The 16,692-nt window shown below is 65.9% G+C and carries 27 protein-coding genes; 26 read left to right on the top strand and 1 reads right to left on the bottom strand.

What is annotated here, in order from left to right:
• The first annotated feature begins 2 nt into the window (after nt 1–2).
• The 23 genes from IPK85_01830 to terL all read left to right on the top strand — a co-directional run bounded on the left by IPK85_01830 (nt 3) and on the right by terL (nt 13,573).
• Nucleotides 3–368, top strand: a complete 366-nt coding sequence (locus tag IPK85_01830) for a VRR-NUC domain-containing protein (GenBank protein MBK8246136.1) — start codon at nt 3–5, stop codon at nt 366–368.
• Nucleotides 365–1,243 (top strand): DNA cytosine methyltransferase, encoded by an 879-nt coding sequence (locus tag IPK85_01825; GenBank protein ID MBK8246135.1) that lies wholly within the window; start codon nt 365–367, stop codon nt 1,241–1,243. Before IPK85_01830 ends, IPK85_01825 begins: the two co-directional genes overlap by 4 nt.
• On the top strand, nt 1,240–1,404 hold the full coding sequence (locus tag IPK85_01820) for a hypothetical protein (protein ID MBK8246134.1): 165 nt from the start codon (nt 1,240–1,242) through the stop codon (nt 1,402–1,404). Before IPK85_01825 ends, IPK85_01820 begins: the two co-directional genes overlap by 4 nt.
• Before the next feature lie 136 nt (nt 1,405–1,540).
• Nucleotides 1,541–2,263, top strand: coding sequence for a site-specific DNA-methyltransferase (locus IPK85_01815; GenBank protein MBK8246133.1), 723 nt, complete (start codon nt 1,541–1,543; stop codon nt 2,261–2,263).
• A complete protein-coding gene (locus tag IPK85_01810; protein ID MBK8246132.1) occupies nt 2,260–2,478 on the top strand; it encodes a hypothetical protein in 219 nt (72 codons plus the stop codon). Before IPK85_01815 ends, IPK85_01810 begins: the two co-directional genes overlap by 4 nt.
• Nucleotides 2,475–3,134: a site-specific DNA-methyltransferase gene (locus IPK85_01805; protein ID MBK8246131.1), complete on the top strand. Its 660-nt coding sequence runs from the start codon at nt 2,475–2,477 to the stop codon at nt 3,132–3,134. Before IPK85_01810 ends, IPK85_01805 begins: the two co-directional genes overlap by 4 nt.
• 33 nt (nt 3,135–3,167) lie before the next feature.
• Nucleotides 3,168–3,791, top strand: a complete 624-nt coding sequence (locus IPK85_01800) for a hypothetical protein (protein ID MBK8246130.1) — start codon at nt 3,168–3,170, stop codon at nt 3,789–3,791.
• An 8-nt stretch (nt 3,792–3,799) separates the two neighbouring features.
• Nucleotides 3,800–3,988, top strand: a complete 189-nt coding sequence (locus IPK85_01795) for a hypothetical protein (GenBank protein MBK8246129.1) — start codon at nt 3,800–3,802, stop codon at nt 3,986–3,988.
• 2 nt (nt 3,989–3,990) lie between these two features.
• Nucleotides 3,991–4,293 (top strand): hypothetical protein, encoded by a 303-nt coding sequence (locus tag IPK85_01790; GenBank protein MBK8246128.1) that lies wholly within the window; start codon nt 3,991–3,993, stop codon nt 4,291–4,293.
• Nucleotides 4,293–4,499, top strand: coding sequence for a helix-turn-helix transcriptional regulator (locus IPK85_01785; GenBank protein ID MBK8246127.1), 207 nt, complete (start codon nt 4,293–4,295; stop codon nt 4,497–4,499). Before IPK85_01790 ends, IPK85_01785 begins: the two co-directional genes overlap by 1 nt.
• Before the next feature lie 23 nt (nt 4,500–4,522).
• Entirely contained in the window at nt 4,523–4,831 is a 309-nt protein-coding gene (locus IPK85_01780) for a DUF1376 domain-containing protein (protein MBK8246126.1), read from the top strand.
• A gap of 139 nt (nt 4,832–4,970) precedes the next feature.
• Complete coding sequence (locus IPK85_01775; protein ID MBK8246125.1) at nt 4,971–5,360, top strand: hypothetical protein; 390 nt, start codon at nt 4,971–4,973, stop codon at nt 5,358–5,360.
• Nucleotides 5,299–5,928, top strand: a complete 630-nt coding sequence (locus tag IPK85_01770) for a hypothetical protein (protein MBK8246124.1) — start codon at nt 5,299–5,301, stop codon at nt 5,926–5,928. Before IPK85_01775 ends, IPK85_01770 begins: the two co-directional genes overlap by 62 nt.
• A complete protein-coding gene (locus IPK85_01765; GenBank protein ID MBK8246123.1) occupies nt 5,925–6,128 on the top strand; it encodes a hypothetical protein in 204 nt (67 codons plus the stop codon). The genes IPK85_01770 and IPK85_01765 overlap by 4 nt, the downstream gene beginning before the upstream one ends.
• On the top strand, nt 6,125–6,343 hold the full coding sequence (locus IPK85_01760) for a hypothetical protein (GenBank protein MBK8246122.1): 219 nt from the start codon (nt 6,125–6,127) through the stop codon (nt 6,341–6,343). Before IPK85_01765 ends, IPK85_01760 begins: the two co-directional genes overlap by 4 nt.
• 77 nt (nt 6,344–6,420) lie before the next feature.
• Nucleotides 6,421–7,035, top strand: a complete 615-nt coding sequence (locus IPK85_01755; protein ID MBK8246121.1) for a hypothetical protein — start codon at nt 6,421–6,423, stop codon at nt 7,033–7,035.
• 176 nt (nt 7,036–7,211) lie between these two features.
• Complete coding sequence (locus IPK85_01750) at nt 7,212–8,519, top strand: tetratricopeptide repeat protein (protein ID MBK8246120.1); 1,308 nt, start codon at nt 7,212–7,214, stop codon at nt 8,517–8,519.
• A gap of 106 nt (nt 8,520–8,625) precedes the next feature.
• Entirely contained in the window at nt 8,626–9,276 is a 651-nt protein-coding gene (locus tag IPK85_01745; protein ID MBK8246119.1) for an N-acetyltransferase, read from the top strand.
• A gap of 20 nt (nt 9,277–9,296) precedes the next feature.
• Nucleotides 9,297–9,482 carry a hypothetical protein gene (locus IPK85_01740; GenBank protein ID MBK8246118.1) on the top strand — a complete coding sequence of 62 codons (186 nt, stop codon included), beginning with the start codon at nt 9,297–9,299 and terminating at the stop codon, nt 9,480–9,482.
• A gap of 4 nt (nt 9,483–9,486) precedes the next feature.
• Entirely contained in the window at nt 9,487–10,197 is a 711-nt protein-coding gene (locus tag IPK85_01735; GenBank protein MBK8246117.1) for a class I SAM-dependent methyltransferase, read from the top strand.
• A complete protein-coding gene (locus IPK85_01730) occupies nt 10,194–10,931 on the top strand; it encodes a hypothetical protein (protein MBK8246116.1) in 738 nt (245 codons plus the stop codon). The genes IPK85_01735 and IPK85_01730 overlap by 4 nt, the downstream gene beginning before the upstream one ends.
• Before the next feature lie 196 nt (nt 10,932–11,127).
• A complete protein-coding gene (locus IPK85_01725) occupies nt 11,128–11,397 on the top strand; it encodes a hypothetical protein (GenBank protein MBK8246115.1) in 270 nt (89 codons plus the stop codon).
• The gene (terL, locus tag IPK85_01720; protein MBK8246114.1) at nt 11,282–13,573 is read left to right on the top strand and encodes a phage terminase large subunit; all 2,292 of its coding nucleotides are present in this window, start codon (nt 11,282–11,284) and stop codon (nt 13,571–13,573) included. The genes IPK85_01725 and terL overlap by 116 nt, the downstream gene beginning before the upstream one ends.
• On the opposite strand, the gene IPK85_01715 is transcribed toward terL, so the two are convergent.
• The gene (locus IPK85_01715) at nt 13,557–14,489 is read right to left on the bottom strand and encodes a hypothetical protein (GenBank protein ID MBK8246113.1); all 933 of its coding nucleotides are present in this window, start codon (nt 14,487–14,489) and stop codon (nt 13,557–13,559) included. The two genes, terL and IPK85_01715, sit on opposite strands and share 17 nt — an antisense overlap.
• Before the next feature lie 220 nt (nt 14,490–14,709).
• On the opposite strand from IPK85_01715, the gene IPK85_01710 reads away from it, so the two are divergent.
• From IPK85_01710 to IPK85_01700, 3 genes are read left to right on the top strand one after another with little or no spacing between them, the layout of a single operon-like run.
• Nucleotides 14,710–16,050 carry a hypothetical protein gene (locus IPK85_01710; protein ID MBK8246112.1) on the top strand — a complete coding sequence of 447 codons (1,341 nt, stop codon included), beginning with the start codon at nt 14,710–14,712 and terminating at the stop codon, nt 16,048–16,050.
• The gene (locus IPK85_01705; protein ID MBK8246111.1) at nt 16,047–16,250 is read left to right on the top strand and encodes a hypothetical protein; all 204 of its coding nucleotides are present in this window, start codon (nt 16,047–16,049) and stop codon (nt 16,248–16,250) included. The genes IPK85_01710 and IPK85_01705 overlap by 4 nt, the downstream gene beginning before the upstream one ends.
• Nucleotides 16,240–16,635, top strand: a complete 396-nt coding sequence (locus tag IPK85_01700; GenBank protein MBK8246110.1) for a hypothetical protein — start codon at nt 16,240–16,242, stop codon at nt 16,633–16,635. Before IPK85_01705 ends, IPK85_01700 begins: the two co-directional genes overlap by 11 nt.
• Nucleotides 16,636–16,692 lie beyond the last annotated feature (57 nt).

Below are 16,692 nucleotides of genomic sequence, written 5' to 3'. Positions count from 1 at the left end.
CCGTGCGCCGCCCGGAGCAGGCGCTGCACCGCGCCGCGATCCAGTACCTCGACGCCGTGCTACCGGCCGAGGCATGGGCGTTTCACGTCCCGAATGGCGGTGCCAGGACCACGGCCGAGGGCGGCATCCTCAAGGCGATGGGAGTCCGACCGGGCATCCCCGATCTCTGCATCGTCTGGCAGGGGCGGGCCCATTGGATCGAGCTCAAGGCAGGCAAGGGCAAGCCCAGCGACGCGCAGAACGCTGCGGCCGGCCGTCTCGCCCAGTGCGGGTGTCCTCCGGTTCTGCTGGCACGTTCCCTCGACGATGTCGCGACCTGCTTGCGGGCGTTCGGCATTCCGACCCGCGAGGCGAGGGCCGCCGCATGAAGGGCGGCACGATGTTCAGCGGCATCGGCGCCCCGGAGTGCGCGGCGCCGTGGATCGACTGGCGCTGGTGTTCGGAGATCGACCTGTTCCCGTCCGCCGTTCACGCCACACGGTTTCCCGGAGTTCGCAATCTCGGCGACGTGACGAAGGTGGAGTGGGATGCGGTCGAGCCAGTTGACGTTGTTGTCTGGGGCTCCCCCTGCCAGGCGTTCAGCGTCGCCGGACGCCGAGCGGGATTGGACGATCCGCGTGGCGACCTCACCCTCGTCGGCCTTGCGGCTCTTGGCCGAGTTCGCTCCCGATGGATGGTTTGGGAGAACGTCCCCGGCGTCCTGTCGATCGACGGAGGGCGGACATTTGGAACCGTCCTCGGGCTCATGGGCGAACTCGGGTATGGGGTCGCCTACCGAGTTCTTGACGCTCAGCACTTCGGAGTTCCCCAGCGCCGGCGTCGCGTCTTCGTTGTCGGATGTCTTGGAGACTGGCGACGTGCCGCAGCGGTACTTTTTGAGCGAGCGAGCCTGTCAAGGAATCCTGCGCCGGGCCGAGAGGCGCGGGAAGACCTTGCCCGCCCCCTTGCTGCGGGCTCTGCGCGCGGCAGCGGATACCGGAACGACGCCGACACCGCCGAGAATTTGCCGATCTTGCCACATCAAAGCGCATCACCGACCGCCGTCAGGAGGCTGATGCCTGTTGAGGCGGAACGCCTACAGGGCTTTCCCGACGGCTGGACCGACATCCTCTATCGCGGCAAGCCGGCGGCGGACGGGCCTCGATACAAGGCCATCGGAAACAGCATGGCCGTCCCTGTGCTGTCTTGGCTGCTCGACCGCATCCGCCAGGTCGATGCGCTACAGATCGCGAGCGCCGCATGAAGCCCCGCCGCCGTATCCACCCAGACCTCCTGACCGCGCCCGAGCTGCGCGAGGTCGAGACCCGCCGCGCCGCCTACATCCGCGCCCCGCACGGGAAGCGGCTGCAACGGCTCGCGGCACTGCGGGAGGCCAAGCACATCGCACTCCGGGCAGGGAAGTGAACATGAACGACCGCATCATGCTCGACCCGCCGCCCCGCGCGGCCGACGGCTACGCGCAGGGCTGCGCCTGGTGCGTCGTGCTCGGCGCCGGGATGCTCGTCGCCGCCATCATCGGGATACTCGCGGGGGGCGTGTGATGGCAAACCGGGTCGAGCACATCGGCGATGCGACGCTGCATCTGGGCGACTGCTTGGAAATCCTCCCGACACTCGGGAAGGTGGATGCGGTGGTGACGGACCCGCCGTATGGGGTCGGGTTCGTCGGCAAAACAGAGAACGACGGGCGCAAGAACCGCGGCGGCTATGCCTCGTTCCCGGACGATGATCCTGCGTACATCATCCAGCGTGTTGAATCGGCGCTGGCGATAGCGGAGCGAGGTGTTGTAACGCCGGGCACTCGCATACTTTCAAAGTATCCTGAGTGGCGTGACATGGGAGTTTTCTTCGTCCCTGGTGGTGTGGGGCTAGGTCGCTGGGGATTCTGCTGTTCTCATCCGATCTTATACTACGGCAACCGCCCGAAGCGCCCCGGAATGTGGCCAACATCCTTCAGCGACGCCAAGCCAATGCCAAGCGACTACGGGCACCCTACCGCTAAGCCAATTGAGTGGATGGAACGGCTTGTGAACATTGCAAGCCTACCAGAAGACACCATCCTCGACCCCTTCATGGGCTCCGGCACCACGGGCGTTGCTTGCGCGAAGTTGGGCCGGAAGTTCATCGGCATCGAGATCGACCCCGGATACTTCGACATAGCCTGCCTGCGGATCGAGGACGCCTACCGCCAGCGCGACCTATTCCGCGACGCCGCTCCCATTCCAAAGCCCGTCCAGACTACCCTGCTCGGGGACGCGGAATGAGCCAGACCCGCCGCATGTCCGCAGTCGAGGCGGTCGCCAATGTCGCCATCGGCTACGGCATCGCCGTCCTCGCCCAGATCGCCATCTTCCCCGCCTTCGGGGTTCACCTGCCGCTCTCCGACAACCTGCTGATCGGCGCGGCATTCACCGTCGTTTCGCTGGTCCGCAGCTACGCGGTGCGGCGGATGTTCAATGCCATCAAGGGGGCCGCATGACCAGGCGGGTCGAGCGCATCGGGGACGCCACCCTGCATCTGGGCGACTGCCTCGAAATCCTCCCGACGCTCGGGAAGGTGGATGCGGTGGTGACGGACCCGCCGTATCCGAACAACGCCGGTCATTTTGTGGATGGCATCGCGCGGGCACGGAGATTCTGCGCTTCTCTGCCATGCGCTCACTGGCAAGTATTCTGGACTGAAGTCGAAGCGCCTCCTGTTCCGCTGCCGCTGGTCGCTGTCCACGTTTGGTATCGCACCAATACGAATCGGCCAGACAACTACGAGCCGATCTTTGAGTTTCGAGCGGATGGGCAGAAGCGAGCAAGTCGGGTGTTGCCATATTGCGTCATTGCGCCGGGCTTGACGGGCATTGAGGCAAGTGGCCACCCGACTGAAAAGCATGTCGGGTTGATGTCTGATCTTGTGAAGCGAGCGGAAGGCACCATCCTCGACCCCTTCATGGGCTCCGGCACCACGGGTGTCGCCTGCGCGAAGTTGGGCCGGAAGTTCATCGGCATCGAGATCGACCCCGGCTACTTCGACATCGCCTGCCGCCGGATCGACGACGCCTACCGCCAGCGCGATCTGTTCCGGGACGCCGCGCCCGTAGAGCCCAAGTCCATCCAGCCATCCCTTCTCGGGGATGCCGCATGACCCTTCCCCACCCCATCCAGGAGGCATGATAGCATGGAATCCGCCTACCGCTGGTCGCCCGAGGTCGAGCGGCAGTTCCTCGCCCTCGTCGAGGTCGGATGCACGCCCGCAATCATCGCCGAGCAGATCGGATGTTCGGAGCGGATGGCGCGTCGTCTGGTGATGCGCTGGAAGGCGGGACTCGCGCTCAACATGGAGCGACCGCGCGTCGGGAAGGTCGCGCTGGTCCCGCCGAAGCCTCGCCCCGGCCGACCGGGACGGGCGTGGATCGCGAACATCATGGACCTGTCGCCGGACGAACGCGAGCCGTGGCGTCTCCGCGTCGTCGAGAAAGCCGCGCTCGGTCATTCGATCGAGCGGATTTCCAACGCGGTGAAGGTGCCCAAGGGCGTCGTCGTCGAGTGGATCGCGGAGTGGCGCGGCGAGGTGGTGATCGACGAGCCGGAGATTGACGACGAGAGCGGCCCGCATCCGACCCAGATCGATCCCGGTTACTACTGGCCGCGGGTCACGATGCGCGAGGAGGATTGGCCGGCGGATGCGCGCTTCGAGGACGACCCTCGCGCATGCCGGCCGGAGCCACGGTGGATACCCGTGCGAACGAGTTCCGATCGGATGTCCTATTGCTCCAACGCCACGGCGTGGGCGGCGCTGTGATGGCCTGGATGGCATGGAGCACGACGGAGATGGATGTCCTGCGCGCCGCGCTGGAGCGCCACGCCATGACGCTGCGCGAGGCCGCGGCGCTGTTCCCGCACCGCACCCGGCAGGCCGTGTATCGGCAGGTCTACCGCGCCGGACTTCGATCCAGTCATCCGAGAGGCTATCGGCCGAACCAGACGAGGAGGACGTGACCATGGCGCAGCCGATCGACGATACCGAGATGCTGGTCACCATCGCATGGGAGATCGTGGACGGCCGCGCGGAAACCGCGACCGGGGCGATGCGCCTCCTGGGGATCGGGCGAGGCACCGCCAACGAACGGCGGTTGCAGCGAAAATGGGCCGTCGCCGGAGCGGTGGCCATGGCCGCGATGCGCCGTGCCGGGGTCATGCGGGACGCCGCGCACGAAGGCGGGTTCGAGCTCGGGCGACTGTTCCCAAAGCCGTCACCGATGCCGCCATCCAGGTTGGCCCGGCTGCTGTCGTGGTGGCGGTGATGGCCGTTGACCCGCTGGTCGCCGAGCTGATTGCCGCCAGGACGACGCGCCGCTGGTCCCAGGACAGCCTGTCCGATGCGATCGGGGTCGCGAAAAACTCGCTCAGCCGCTGGGAGACCGGCACCAGTACACCGGGCCTCGCCATGCTCCGCGCCTGGGCCGGTGCGCTGGGATACGACCTCGTGCTGGTGAAGCGGGGGAAGTGATGTCCGGCGGCCCATCAGCGCACATGCCGATCTACTGGGGCGACTACCTCCGGGATACCGGCCACCTGTCGGCGGCAGAGCACGGCGCCTATCTGCTGCTGCTCGGCCACTACTGGACGACGGGCGCGCCGTTGCCGGACGACGAGCACGCGCTGCGTCGAATCGCCAGGATGGAGGCGTCGGAGTGGCGGCGGTCCCGGGCGACGATCCGGGCATTCTTCCAGGTCGGCGATGGCGTGTGGCGTCACAAGCGCGTCGACGCCGAGCTGGAGAAGGCGAGGGCGATCTACCGCAAACGCGTCGAGGCGGCGAACCGCCGGGTGGAAGGGTAATGCACAGGCCGATGCAGATGCAAACGGACATGCACATGCATATGCACACGGACATGCCGGGCATGAGCAACCACAACCACAACCACATTCTCCTGACGGAGAAGATGATGGTGGTGATGGGGCGCGGGCGCGACCTCGGTTGGACGACGCCACCGAACGCGTCATCGAGGCCGCTGACGCCGACCCGTCGAAGCAAGCCGGCTGGATGACGGCCAGCGTCCACGTCGCGAAATGGCTGCAACGCGGCCTCGATCTCGACCTCGACGTGATCCCGGCGATCCGAGCCGTGATGGTTTCGAGGCGTGGGCAGGGGCCTCCGAACGGCCCGGCCTACTTCGACCGCGCCATCATCGAGGCCCATGAGCGCCGCCTGCAACCGCTACCCGACGTGACGATCCAGACGACCGGAGATCGGACCCATGGCAGGACAACTCGCTCGAACGAATACGATGCCGCCGCCAGCCGAAATGCGTTCGACGCTGGCCTCGCTGCGGCAGCGCTACGCCGAATGGAGCCCAGCCGAGGATGAGCCGCCGGTGACGGCCGAGGCGGATGCACGGCTCCTCGAGGCGCATTGCGCGCCGGCCGATCCGAGGTGGCTGGCGATCGAGCTGAAACGAACGGTCGATGCACTGCGCCCGGCGCCCAAGGGCATCGACGAGGGGGCGGCATCGGACGCGATGATGGAGGCGCTGGAGGACGCGCCCGTCGACATCGCCCAGGCCGCGCTGAAGCGGGTTCGCATGGAGTGCAAGTGGTTCCCGAAGGCCGCCGAAATCCGCGATCGCGTCGTGGCGGAGCTCGGCGAGCGGAAGCGCGCGGCGATCAAGGCCCGGGTAGCCGCCGACATGGCGGCCCGACGCAAGCCGGCGCCCCCGCACCGCCCCGCCACCGAGGCCGAGAAGGCACGGGTCTCCGCGATGGCGGCCCCGGTCTATGCCAGGGCGCGCGACAACCCGCTGAAGGGGCCGCCGGAGCCGCGCCAGGGCGGCCCCGACATCTCGGCAGCCATCCGCGCCGTGGCCGCGGAAACCGCAGGTCGCCGGCTTCCGGATGTCGACGATCCGGATGTCCGGAAGTGGCTGGGGGTGGCATGATCGCGATCCGCACCAGCCTCGCCCGTCACGTCCCGGCTCAGCCGCTCGACGACGACGAGATCGCGGCCCGAGCGGCAGCCGCATGGCGTGATCGGGGCTGGGTCTGCATCCGCATCGACGACATCCGTAGCGAGTGGATGCGGCGCGGCATCGAGGCCGAGATGAACGCCCGATATGGAGTTAGGAGGGGAACGCGATGACCGAGAAACTGCGCTGTTCGTTCTGCGGCGTCTCGCAGGACGACTGCGACGTGCTGGTGGTGGGTGATGCTCCGGGTGAGGAGGTGCCGGCCGCTGCGATCTGCGGGGATTGCATCCGCCATTCGGCCCAGGTCCTCGTCGAGCGGACCGTGCGACGACTGTTGGGCCAGAAGCACCGGGCGGATCATCCGAAGCGCATTGAGGTCCGCCGATGACGGCGATTTCGATGGACCGCACCGTGCTCGGCACCGTCGCGGTCAACGGCGGGCTGTGATCTCGAAAGGGCGTCACAATGGCACGTAAACGCAAGCCCGGCGACCGCTATCCCGGCGGCCAACTGAAACAGCAGCGGGTCGAGCCGACCCCGGAAATGGTGCTGAAACGGATGATGGAGGTCGGACGCATGGATGTTTCGCAGGATCACCCGATCGACGTGATGCACGCGAAGGGGTTGCTGTCCCGGAGAGACGAAGACCCCGGCGAGGCGGAGAGGCGCCGGGATGCGGGCCGCGCCTTCGCGAACCTCGCCTTCCACATATTCGGCCAGCCCTTCGCGACAATCGACGCTCGATCCCGCCGCATGGTGGCGCCCTCGATCAATCCAGACGACGCCGACGATATCGCGGCGAAGGAGACGCGGGCGCGGCAGACCGACACCCGAACGCCCGAGGAACGGGCGGAAGCCGTGCGTCGTCGTTTCGATGCCATGCTGTCGCTGATCGGGCGTGGGACGATCCGGGAATGGGTGCTGCGGCAGGTCGCGGTGTTCTGCGTCCCGCTCCAGCAGCTCGCGCGGAGTCCATCGAAGCGGGAGCAGTTCCGCCAGCATTTGCTCGACGCTCTCGACATGATCGGGGATGAGCGGGCGGTGCGGCGGTCGGCGGATGGGATGCCGAGGGCGGCGTGATCCCGGAGCCCTATTGACGCCGCCACACCCGCGTCGTACTATCGAAATGCTTTAATCCAGTTCCTGTGCAGAGGCCGCCCCTAACCGGGCGGCCTTTCGCGTTTCCGCCCGGCCGTCATCCCGACGCGCCGGGTTTTTCGTGTCCCCGTCATGGCCGAGAAGACCGCATCCAAGCAATGGAAGCCCGAAGTCCCGCGGAAGCGTCCAGGACGCCGCGCGAAGCGAGCGAAAGCCCGCGACCGGAAGACGCCGCTGATGGGGCCGCGCTCCATCCAGCGATAGCCGCAAGGCTGCTCAACTTCGGGGTCGATGCCCGACAGCGGAAGGACAACGCGGAAGCTATCGGGGCCTTTCAGCAGGCCATTCGTTCCGTCCCCGGCGAAGTCCCCCCGGTGTTCAATCTCGGGGAGGCGCTTCTCGCGGAAGGCCGACACGAGGAGGCGGTGGACTGGCTATGGCGGGCGGTCCGTATCTGTCCGCAGGGGCCAAGTTCCCGGCATGGCTGGTACAATCTCGGCATCGCTCATTGGAAGATGGGGCGCCCCGAAGAGGCGCTGATGTTCCTGGAGCGGGCGTTGCTCGCCGCTCCGACCGACCCCGAGGTCCGGCACAACATCGCCGTCATCTCCCTGTCCGTGGGCAGGTACGAACGGGGTTGGTCCGAATACGTCTGGCGCCTCGTCGTGAAGCGCAACAAGCGCCCACTGGCGCCGCTTCCCGAGTGGTTCGACCGCTCGGTCTATCTCCGGTGCGAACAGGGGCTCGGCGACATCCTCTACTTCTTCCGCTGGCTTCCCGCGCTCCGCGCCCGTGGCGTGACCGAGGTTTATTCCAAGTACCCGGCCAAGATCGCCCCGGTGATGCGCCGCGCCTTCCCTGACGTGATCGAGGGGTTCGGTCCCGAGGACGCGGTGGATCTGTTCATCGGCGATCTGCCGATGCTCACGGGAGGGTTCGATGTCGCCCCCCCGGTGATGTTCCCCGATCCCCCGGCAAAAACGATCCGACCAGCCGGGCAACGAAAGCACGTCGGGGTCACATGGCGCGCGGGAACCCGGTTCGATCTGGGGCAGTGGAAAGAGGCGCGGCCGGAGCTGGTCGCGGACATGCTGCGCAAGGCCAACGCCATTCCGTTCCTGCTCCAGCGCGGCGCCACGGCCGACGAGAAGCGGTTGTTCGGTCCCGAGGCGGTGGATCTGTGCGAGGCGGCAGAGCAGCCGGCAACGGTGCTCGACCTGCTCCCCAATCTCGACGCCTACGTGACGGTATCGAACACCAACGTCCACCTCGCCGCCGGGCTCCCCGAGCATTCCAGGCCGGCGATGCACGTCCTCGTCACGCACCCCCCGGAGGCCCGCTGGCTGGTCCGGGGCGACAGCAGCCCATGGTTCCCGGGCATGACGGCTTATCGTCAGAACTACCGCGGCGAATGGGAGCCCCAGACATTCGACCGCATCAAGGAAGCCCTCACTGATGCCGATTGACCATCGCGCCATCATCGACAACCCCGAGCTTCTGCGCCCCCACTGTTCGGTCCATCCCCTCGCCGTGCTCATGGGTTCCGTCATCCTGGAGCGGGGCGCATCCGTGATGCCGCACGCCGTCGTTGGGAAACCGACCCGAGGGGCCGGAACCCTCGCCCGCACTCCGGACAGGAACGTCGAGGACGAGACCGTCATCGGCGAGCGCACCACGGTCGACTGCCACGCCGTGGTCTATGCTGGCGCCCGGGTCGGCCCGCACAGCATCATCGGTACTCACGCCACAGTCCGCGAGGGATCGGTGATCGGCTCCCGCTGCGTGATCGGCGACCACGCCACTGTCTCCCATGACTGCGTCGTCTCGGACGACGTGAGCGTCATGGACGGGGCGGTGGTGATCGGCGGCACGATCATCGGGCAGGGTTCGTTCATCGGCCCCGGCGTCGTCATGGCGAACGACCCCGATATCGAGGGGCTGCGGAACTACAAGACCCCGAACGATCGCCTCGTGCCTCCCGTCATCGGCAAGCGTGTTGTGATCGGCTGCGGCGCGGTTATCCTCCCCGGGGTCCACATCGGGGACGGCGCCACGATCTGCGCGGGCGCCGTCGTGACCAAGGATGTGCGGCCTGGCGATATCGTCGTCGGCCTCCCGGCCCGTCCTAAGCTCCCCCGTCCCGCCAACGATCCATTCGCCCCCATCACCCGCTTCTCTCCCGAGATCGTGGAAGGCGAAGAGCCAACCACCCGCCCCGTCTAGCCCCCAAGACAGGAGCATCCATGGCGACACTCCACGACGTCCCGGACCATATCTGGGAGGAAACCCCCTTGCGCAAGCGTGACGTCGGTTTCTACTTTGCCCTCCTGCCGTACACCCGGCTGTGGACGGTGGCGGGATGGGTGGGCACCGCGATCGCCGCCTATCTGGTTGGTCTGGCGGTCGCGGCCATGATCGTCACGGTGTGACCGGATGGCAATCGAGCCCACATACCTCTGCATCCTCCGCGCCGCGTTCCGCGCGGTCCTGCCGCCACGAGGAAACCGCAAGGCCCTCGGGCTCGGGTATCCCGACCTTCTGATCCCCGACGACCAGATCGACGTCGAAGGTATCCCGATCCGGCCTGACAGCGATGCCGTCCTGCGTTGGCACGGTATGACAGGCCATCTCCCCCACGTCCGGGATTCCGTGGCGTGGTTCGCGCAGATGGGCTTCACGCTTGACTGCATCGACGCCCACCCAACACGGGATTGCGAGCGCAAGGTCGACCTGAACGAACCCCTTCCCGGGGGCATGGTCGGGGCATACGACCTCGTCGTCGACACCGGCACCCTCGAACATTGCTTCAATGTCGGGAGCGCCTTCCGAAACGCATGGGCGGCCCTTAAAGTCGGGGGCGTGTTCTGCCACGCAGCTCCGATGACGAAGATCAACCACGGCTTCTGGTCGTTCAACCCGACGGTCTACCCAGACTTCTTCGAGGACAATGGGGGAGATATCATCGTCCTCAAAGCCGCCACGGGCGCTGTCCTCGGCCATCCCGAGTTCCATGACGTCCCCCACCATCAGCGGTTCAGGTGCCCCGACAATCTCGGCCTTTACGTCGTAGCCCGGAAACGCGAAGACGTACCGTTCCGGTGGCCCACCCAACGCAAGTACCGGAACTCCGGGGGCGCGATTTGACCCTCCCGACCATCGTCTCCTACTACAGCCCCCGCCCCGACGAGTACGGCGACCGCGCACACTCCTACGACGAGGCCATCGCCTGCCTCGAAGCGTCCTGTTCCCGTCTCGGCCTCCGTCACGTCCTCCTGACCGAGAAGGGCAACGAGGACAAGATTCCCTATGTCGACAAGACCCGCATCTTCTCCCTCGACGGAACACAATCCCTCAAACTGATGCAGGCCATCATCGCCGGCCAGATGGCATATCTCCGCCACGTCGGCACCGGAGACGGCGGCGTCATCATGACCGGGGTCGACTGCCTGTTCCTGAAAGATCCCAGCCCCATTTTCGATGGCGGGGATTGGGACGTATCGGTGACCATCGGTCCCTATTCCCCGGGCGGGATCAACAACGGCCTCGTCGCCCTGCCTCCGGGCAAATCCGCGCAAGCCGCCAACTTCTACGAACTGGCGCTGCACAACTGCCCCGAGGAATGGCCAGGCGACCAGGAGAGCATTCGCCGCATCGTCTACCCGCTCGCCCCCGTGGGCAGCATCGTGGATCGGCACGGCTTCAAGGTCCGCTTCCTCGACATGGATACCTACAACCTCCCCCCGGCCTCGCTCGACGATCCCGCCATCCCCGAAGCCTACATGCTGCACTTCAAGGGAGCCCGGAAGGAATTCATGGGCGATGCCTGTGAGCAGTGGCTGGGGATCAAGCGGCCGGAGCCGTCGTTCGTCATCCGCTAGCCGAAGGAGACCCAGCATGAAGAAGAAGCCCACCAAGAAGGGCGGCCGTGGCTGCTGATTTCAGCAATCGCGACTGAATTTCCGTGAATGGACACTGAAACCAAGCGCCGCGGCAATCCGAACTGGGTCAAGGGCCGGTCGGCCAACCCCTGGCGGCCGGCCGAATCTGACGCCCGAAGAGGCCGACGCGCTGGCCATGGCGAAGCAGTTCGCCCCCGACGCAATCCGCGCCCTGCACGAGATCGCGACCAGCAAGACGGCATCCGACAAGGCCCGCGTCACGGCGGCCGAGGCCATTATCAACCGCGTGTACGGGAAGCCGAAAGAGACGGTCGAGAGCACGATCAAGCATGAGCGTCGCAACGAGTCCGACATCTTGGCAGAGCTTGTCGCCCTCGGACTGGTCCCGAGCGAGCGCGCTGCTGAGGGAGCTGCGAGCGGTAAGGGCGGCGCGTCGGTTCACTGATTTCGCGCGGCTGGTCTATCCGCGCTACGAGGACGCTGCCCACCTTCGCATTCTGGCCGAGAAACTGGAGGCGGTGGAGCGGGGCGACATCACCCGCCTGATCGTCACGATGCCGCCGAGACACGGCAAGACCTGGACGACGAGCCACCTGTTCCCGTCGTGGTTCCTGGGGCGCAACCCCGAGCGATACGTGATCGCCGCGACCTACGCGCAGGACTTCGCCGACGATATCGGCCGGGCGGTGCGCAACATCATCGCGGGCGAGGAATTCGCCGAGGCGTTCCCGTCGTGCAAGCTGGCCGACGACAATGCCAGCATCCGGCGTTTCTCGACCAATCACGGCGGGTCGTACTTCGCGGTCGGTGCCGGCGGCCCGATCACCGGGCGTGGTGCCGACCTTCTGCTGATCGACGACCCGATCAAGGGCCGCGAGGACGCGGACAGCGAGACGATGCGCCGCCAGCTTCGGGACTGGTACACGGCCGTCGCCTATACCCGATTGATGCCGGGCGGGCGGGTGGTGCTGATCCAGTGCCTCGCCGGCGACACCGCGATTGCAATGGAGAATGGTGGCAACAAGCGGCTGGACAGGATTCAGCCCGGCGATCGAGTGCTTTCGTGGAATGGCACAAGGTTTGTTGGGGCGAACGTAGCGGCCATCATTGATAATGGTCCCGATCAAACCTATTTGATTAAGACAAAGAGAAGTGCTGTGCGTGCAAACGCGCGGCATCCCTTCTTGGTTCTTGGTCAAGGTGGTCTTGAATGGGTGAGAACGAAAGACTTGCGGGCTGGAATGCGTATAGTCGCGCTCCGAGGGGCGCTTACGCAGGCGCCTCGTGTTCGATTGACGGGTGCGACAAGCGCGCCAAATGCCGCGGCATGTGCGCATCTCACTACAACAAAGCAAAATGGGCCGCCGGAGCAAAGCCGCCATCCCTCTTGTCTGACCGACGGCTGGCAAAGCGGCGGGAGTGGCGATACGGGATCAGTCAAGCCGACTTTGAGAGACTGCTCGCCGAGCAGGGCGGGCTGTGCGCAATCTGCCGAACAGACGGAAGCGTCGGCCGACCCCGGCATTGGGTTACAAACCTTGTCCCGGATCACAATCACGACACAGGACGGGTGCGAGGCTTGCTCTGCAACGACTGCAACAGAATTGCAGGACGAACTCGCGATACCAGCATTTTGGAACGAGCCATCGAATACGTCCGGGATCGATACTGACGAAGTTGTCAGCGTCGATCTGGGCGCCGTCGAAAGGGTTTACGATCTAACGGTCGACGGCGCCCACAACTTCGTCGCGGACGGGCTGGTGTCCCATAATACGAGGTGGAGGGAAGACGACCTCGCCGGGTGGCTGTTGAAAGAACACGCCCACGAGGAATGGGAGACGGTCGACTTTCCGGCGATCCTGCCGGACGGCTCGCCCCTGTGGCCCGAGCGGTTCGACCTCGACGCATTGAAGCGGATCGAGCGCACCTTGCCCTCGCGGGACTGGTCCGCGCTCTACATGCAGCGGCCGACCGTCGAAGAGGGCGGCATCCTCAAACGCCACTGGTGGCAACGGTGGTCGCGATCCGAGCCCCCGCCGATCGAGCATGTGGTTCTCTCGCTCGATACCGCATTCAGCGAGAAGGACAGCGCGGACTTCTCCGCCGCGACGGTCTGGGGCTACTTCCGTTCCAAGGACACCGAGGACGATACGAAGTCCCCGAAGGTCTACGACAACATCATCCTCTTGGACGCATGGCAGGGCCGGGTGGACTTCCCCGATCTCCGCGCCCAGTGCAAGGCGCTCATCAAGAAGCACGAGCCCGACACGGTGCTGATCGAGAAGAAGGCATCCGGGCAATCGCTGATCCAGGAGCTTCGCCGGCAGGGCATTCCGGTCGTTGCCTACACGCCCGATCGCGACAAGGTCGCCCGTGCCTACTCGGTGCAGTCGATATTCGAGAGCGACTGTGTCTGGGCCCCGGCCGGCAAGAGTTTCGCCGACATGGTGATCGACCAGTGTGCGGCGTTCCCCACCGGGGCGCATGACGATCTCGTGGACTGCACGGTTCAGGCCCTGATCCGGTTCCGGCAGTCCGGGCGCCTGTCGCTCGACACCGACCCGTTCGACGAGCCGGCACCGAAAGAGCCGCGGAAGCGGGATTTCAGCTACTACGCGTAGAGGCTAGATGGCAACTCAGTACCTCGTCGAAGAGCCGGACGAGCCGATTGAGGGGCCGAGCCCGAGCCTGATCCCGACCGAGGACGGCGGCGCCATCATCAATCTCGACGGCGAGGAATTCGTCGACGAGCCCGGCATCGAAGCGGCCGAGTGGGACGCCAATCTCGCCGAACTGCTGCCCGACGAAACCCTCCGTAAGATTGGCTCCGAAGTCCTCGACGCGGTCAAGGCCGACGACGACAGCCGCGAGGACTGGAAGAAGGCGATCAAGGACGGGATGGACTTGCTGGGGTTCATCAACACCCCGCGCAACGATGTGTTCAAAGGCGCCTGCGGCGTCACCTATCCGCTCATCACCGAGGCCGCGATCAAATTCCAGGCCCGCGCCATCGCGGAGATGTTCCCCGAGGGCGGGCCGGTCGATACCGTCATCATCGGCCAGGAGAACGACCAGGTTCGCGACCAGGCCGAGCGGGTCCGGGACTATCTCAACTACCTGCTGACCGAGCAGGACGAGGGATATTACCCCGACTTCGACCAGATGCTGTTGTGGCTGCCCATCCTCGGCAGCGTGTTTCGCAAGGTCTGGTGGGACCCGTCCACGCAGATGGTCATGTCGCGGTACAAGCACCCCGACCAGATCATCGTGTCCTACGGCTCCGCGGATATCGACACCGCCCCGCGGGTCACCGACGTCCTGCTCTACACGCCGAACGAGATCAAGCGGCTTCAGCTCGCCGGCTTCTATCGCGACGTCGACCTGATCCCGGTCACGCAGGAGGCCGAAGGCGGCCCCATTCAGGAGAAGGCCTCCGAGGTCGAGGGCACGGAGGCGACGCAGTCCGATCCCTCCGCCCGTCGCAAGGTCTACGAAGTCCACACCGAGCTGGACATCGAAGAGGACCCCGCCCGGCACCCGGACGGGCTGGCCGTGCCCTACATCGTCTCGATCGACGAGGAATCGCAGGTCGTCCTCAGCGGTCCGCCGGTCCTGGCGCGAGGGCGACGGGCTGTTCAAGCGTCGGGCGTACTTCGTCCACTACCGCTATCTGCCGGGTCTGGGCTGCTACGGGTTCGGCCTACTGCACATCGCGGGCGGCCTGGCGCGGGCGAGCACGTCGCTGCTGCGGCAGTTGGTGGATGCGGGGCAGTTCGCGAACCTCCCCGGCGGGTTCAAGGCCAAGGGCAACAAACCAGAGCAGAACAACGTCGTCGTCGGGCCGGGCGAGTTCAAAGAGATCGACGTCATCGACCCGACGAAGCCCGTGTCGAACATGTTCGCCCCGCTCCCGTACAAGGAGCCCTCCGCCACTCTGATGAACCTCATGACGGGGATCATCGAGGCAGGGCAGCGGTTGACCTCGATCGCGGATGCCGAGATCGGGGACGGGTCCACTCAGCAGCCGGTGGGCACGGTCCTGGCGCTGATCGAGAACCACGCGCAGATCCAGTCCAGCATCCACAAGCGGATGCACCAGGCGCAGCGGAAAGAGTTCCGACTGCTGGCCGAACAGGTCGCCGAGCACGCGCCGCCCGAGGGCTATCCGTTCTCCGTCAAGGGCGGAAATCAGGCCGTCATGGCGCAGGACTTCGACCAGCGGGTTGACGTCGTCCCGGTGTCCGACCCGAAGTCGTTCACGGCCACTCAGCGGATCGCCAAGGCACAGTTCGAGATGCAGTTGGCGGGCTCCGCTCCGCCCGGCCTGTTCAACGTCAAGGAAGTGTTCAAGCGGTCGCTGAAGCGCGCCGGGATCGACGACGTGGACGCGATCCTGATGCCTGATCCTCCGCAGCCCTACACGGGCGACCCGAACTCCGAGAACATGGCCGCGGCGTCCGGAAGCCAGTTGAAAGTCAGGCCGGATCAGGATCACGAGGCGCACTGCACCGCGCATCTCCTGATGCTCCAGGTCCCCGGGTTTGCCCAGTCCCCGGCGGGCCAGGTCGTATTCCGCCACGCGGTCGAGCATGAACTGTGGGGGATTTGGGCGAAGGAAGCGCGCACGGTTTCGATGGCGCAGCCGCCGCGGCAAATGCCGATGCCGGGCCAGCCGATGGATCCGCATACGGAGAACGTCTACGCCCAGCAGACCGCGCAGGCCATGCAGGGCGTCGTCGCGAAGCTGAAGGCGATGACCCCGATGCCTCCGGGCATGACCGACCCGGCGATGATCCAGGCCGAGACGAACGCCAAGGAAGTCGAGCTCCGGGACGAGCGGGAGCGCGAGAAGATCGCGCTTCAGGCACGCGAGAAGGACAAGGCCTTGCTGGTCGATCAGGCCCAGCACAACGACAAGATGGCGCTGGAATACGAGAAACTGACGACGGGCGTTGAACAGGATCAGGTCGCGCTCGAAGCGCAGCTTCGCGAGGGCGTCGCGCAACGGCACCAGCAATCCGCGATGCAGGGGCAGAAGATCAGCGCCGACCACGCCGCGCGGATGATGCAGCAGACCCGGCAGGAGCAGCGGCCGTGACGCCAGCCGACTACCTGTTCGATCTTCTGAAGCACAAGACTTCTGCCCGCATTGAAACCGTCATGCAGCAGATGACCCGAGGCGTGGATGACTACATCCGCTATCGGGAACTGGTCGCCGAGATTCGCGCCTACGGCACCGCCCTGTCGGACGCGAAGGAAGCCCTCAAGGCGGTAACGGAAGGCCCTGATGACGACTAGCAAGGCCGCGATGGTGGCCAAAGCCCCGATGGCGGCGACGCTTACCGCCGTTCCGATCCGAGCGACGAAGCCCTCGCTCCCCGACCTCCCCCCCATCCGCCCCTGCGGCTATCAGGTCCTCGTCCGAATGCAGCCGGCCCGCGAGCGCACCAAGGGCGGGATCATCATCCCCGACGACAGCAAGGACGCGGCCGAAGCGAAATCCGCCCGTGGATTGGTCGTTGCCATGGGACCGGACGCCTACACCGGCAACCATCAGGACGGCTCGCCCCGTTTCCCCAACGGCCCCTATTGCAAGGTCGGGGATTGGGGTGGAGTGGAACCGCTATCAGGAACGCCGCATCCATATCGGCCCCGACAAGGAGGAATACGCCTTCGTCCATGACGATCGCATCCTCGGCAATTGGGGTGAGACCGAGCCGGTGTCGTTCTGATGGGCCGC

Source organism: Gemmatimonadota bacterium (genome assembly GCA_016712265.1).
In the GTDB taxonomy this organism is placed as follows: Bacteria; Gemmatimonadota; Gemmatimonadetes; order Gemmatimonadales; family Gemmatimonadaceae; genus RBC101.
The sequence above is the reverse complement of the archived record's forward strand: the minus strand, read 5'-3'. Positions and strand labels throughout refer to the sequence as shown.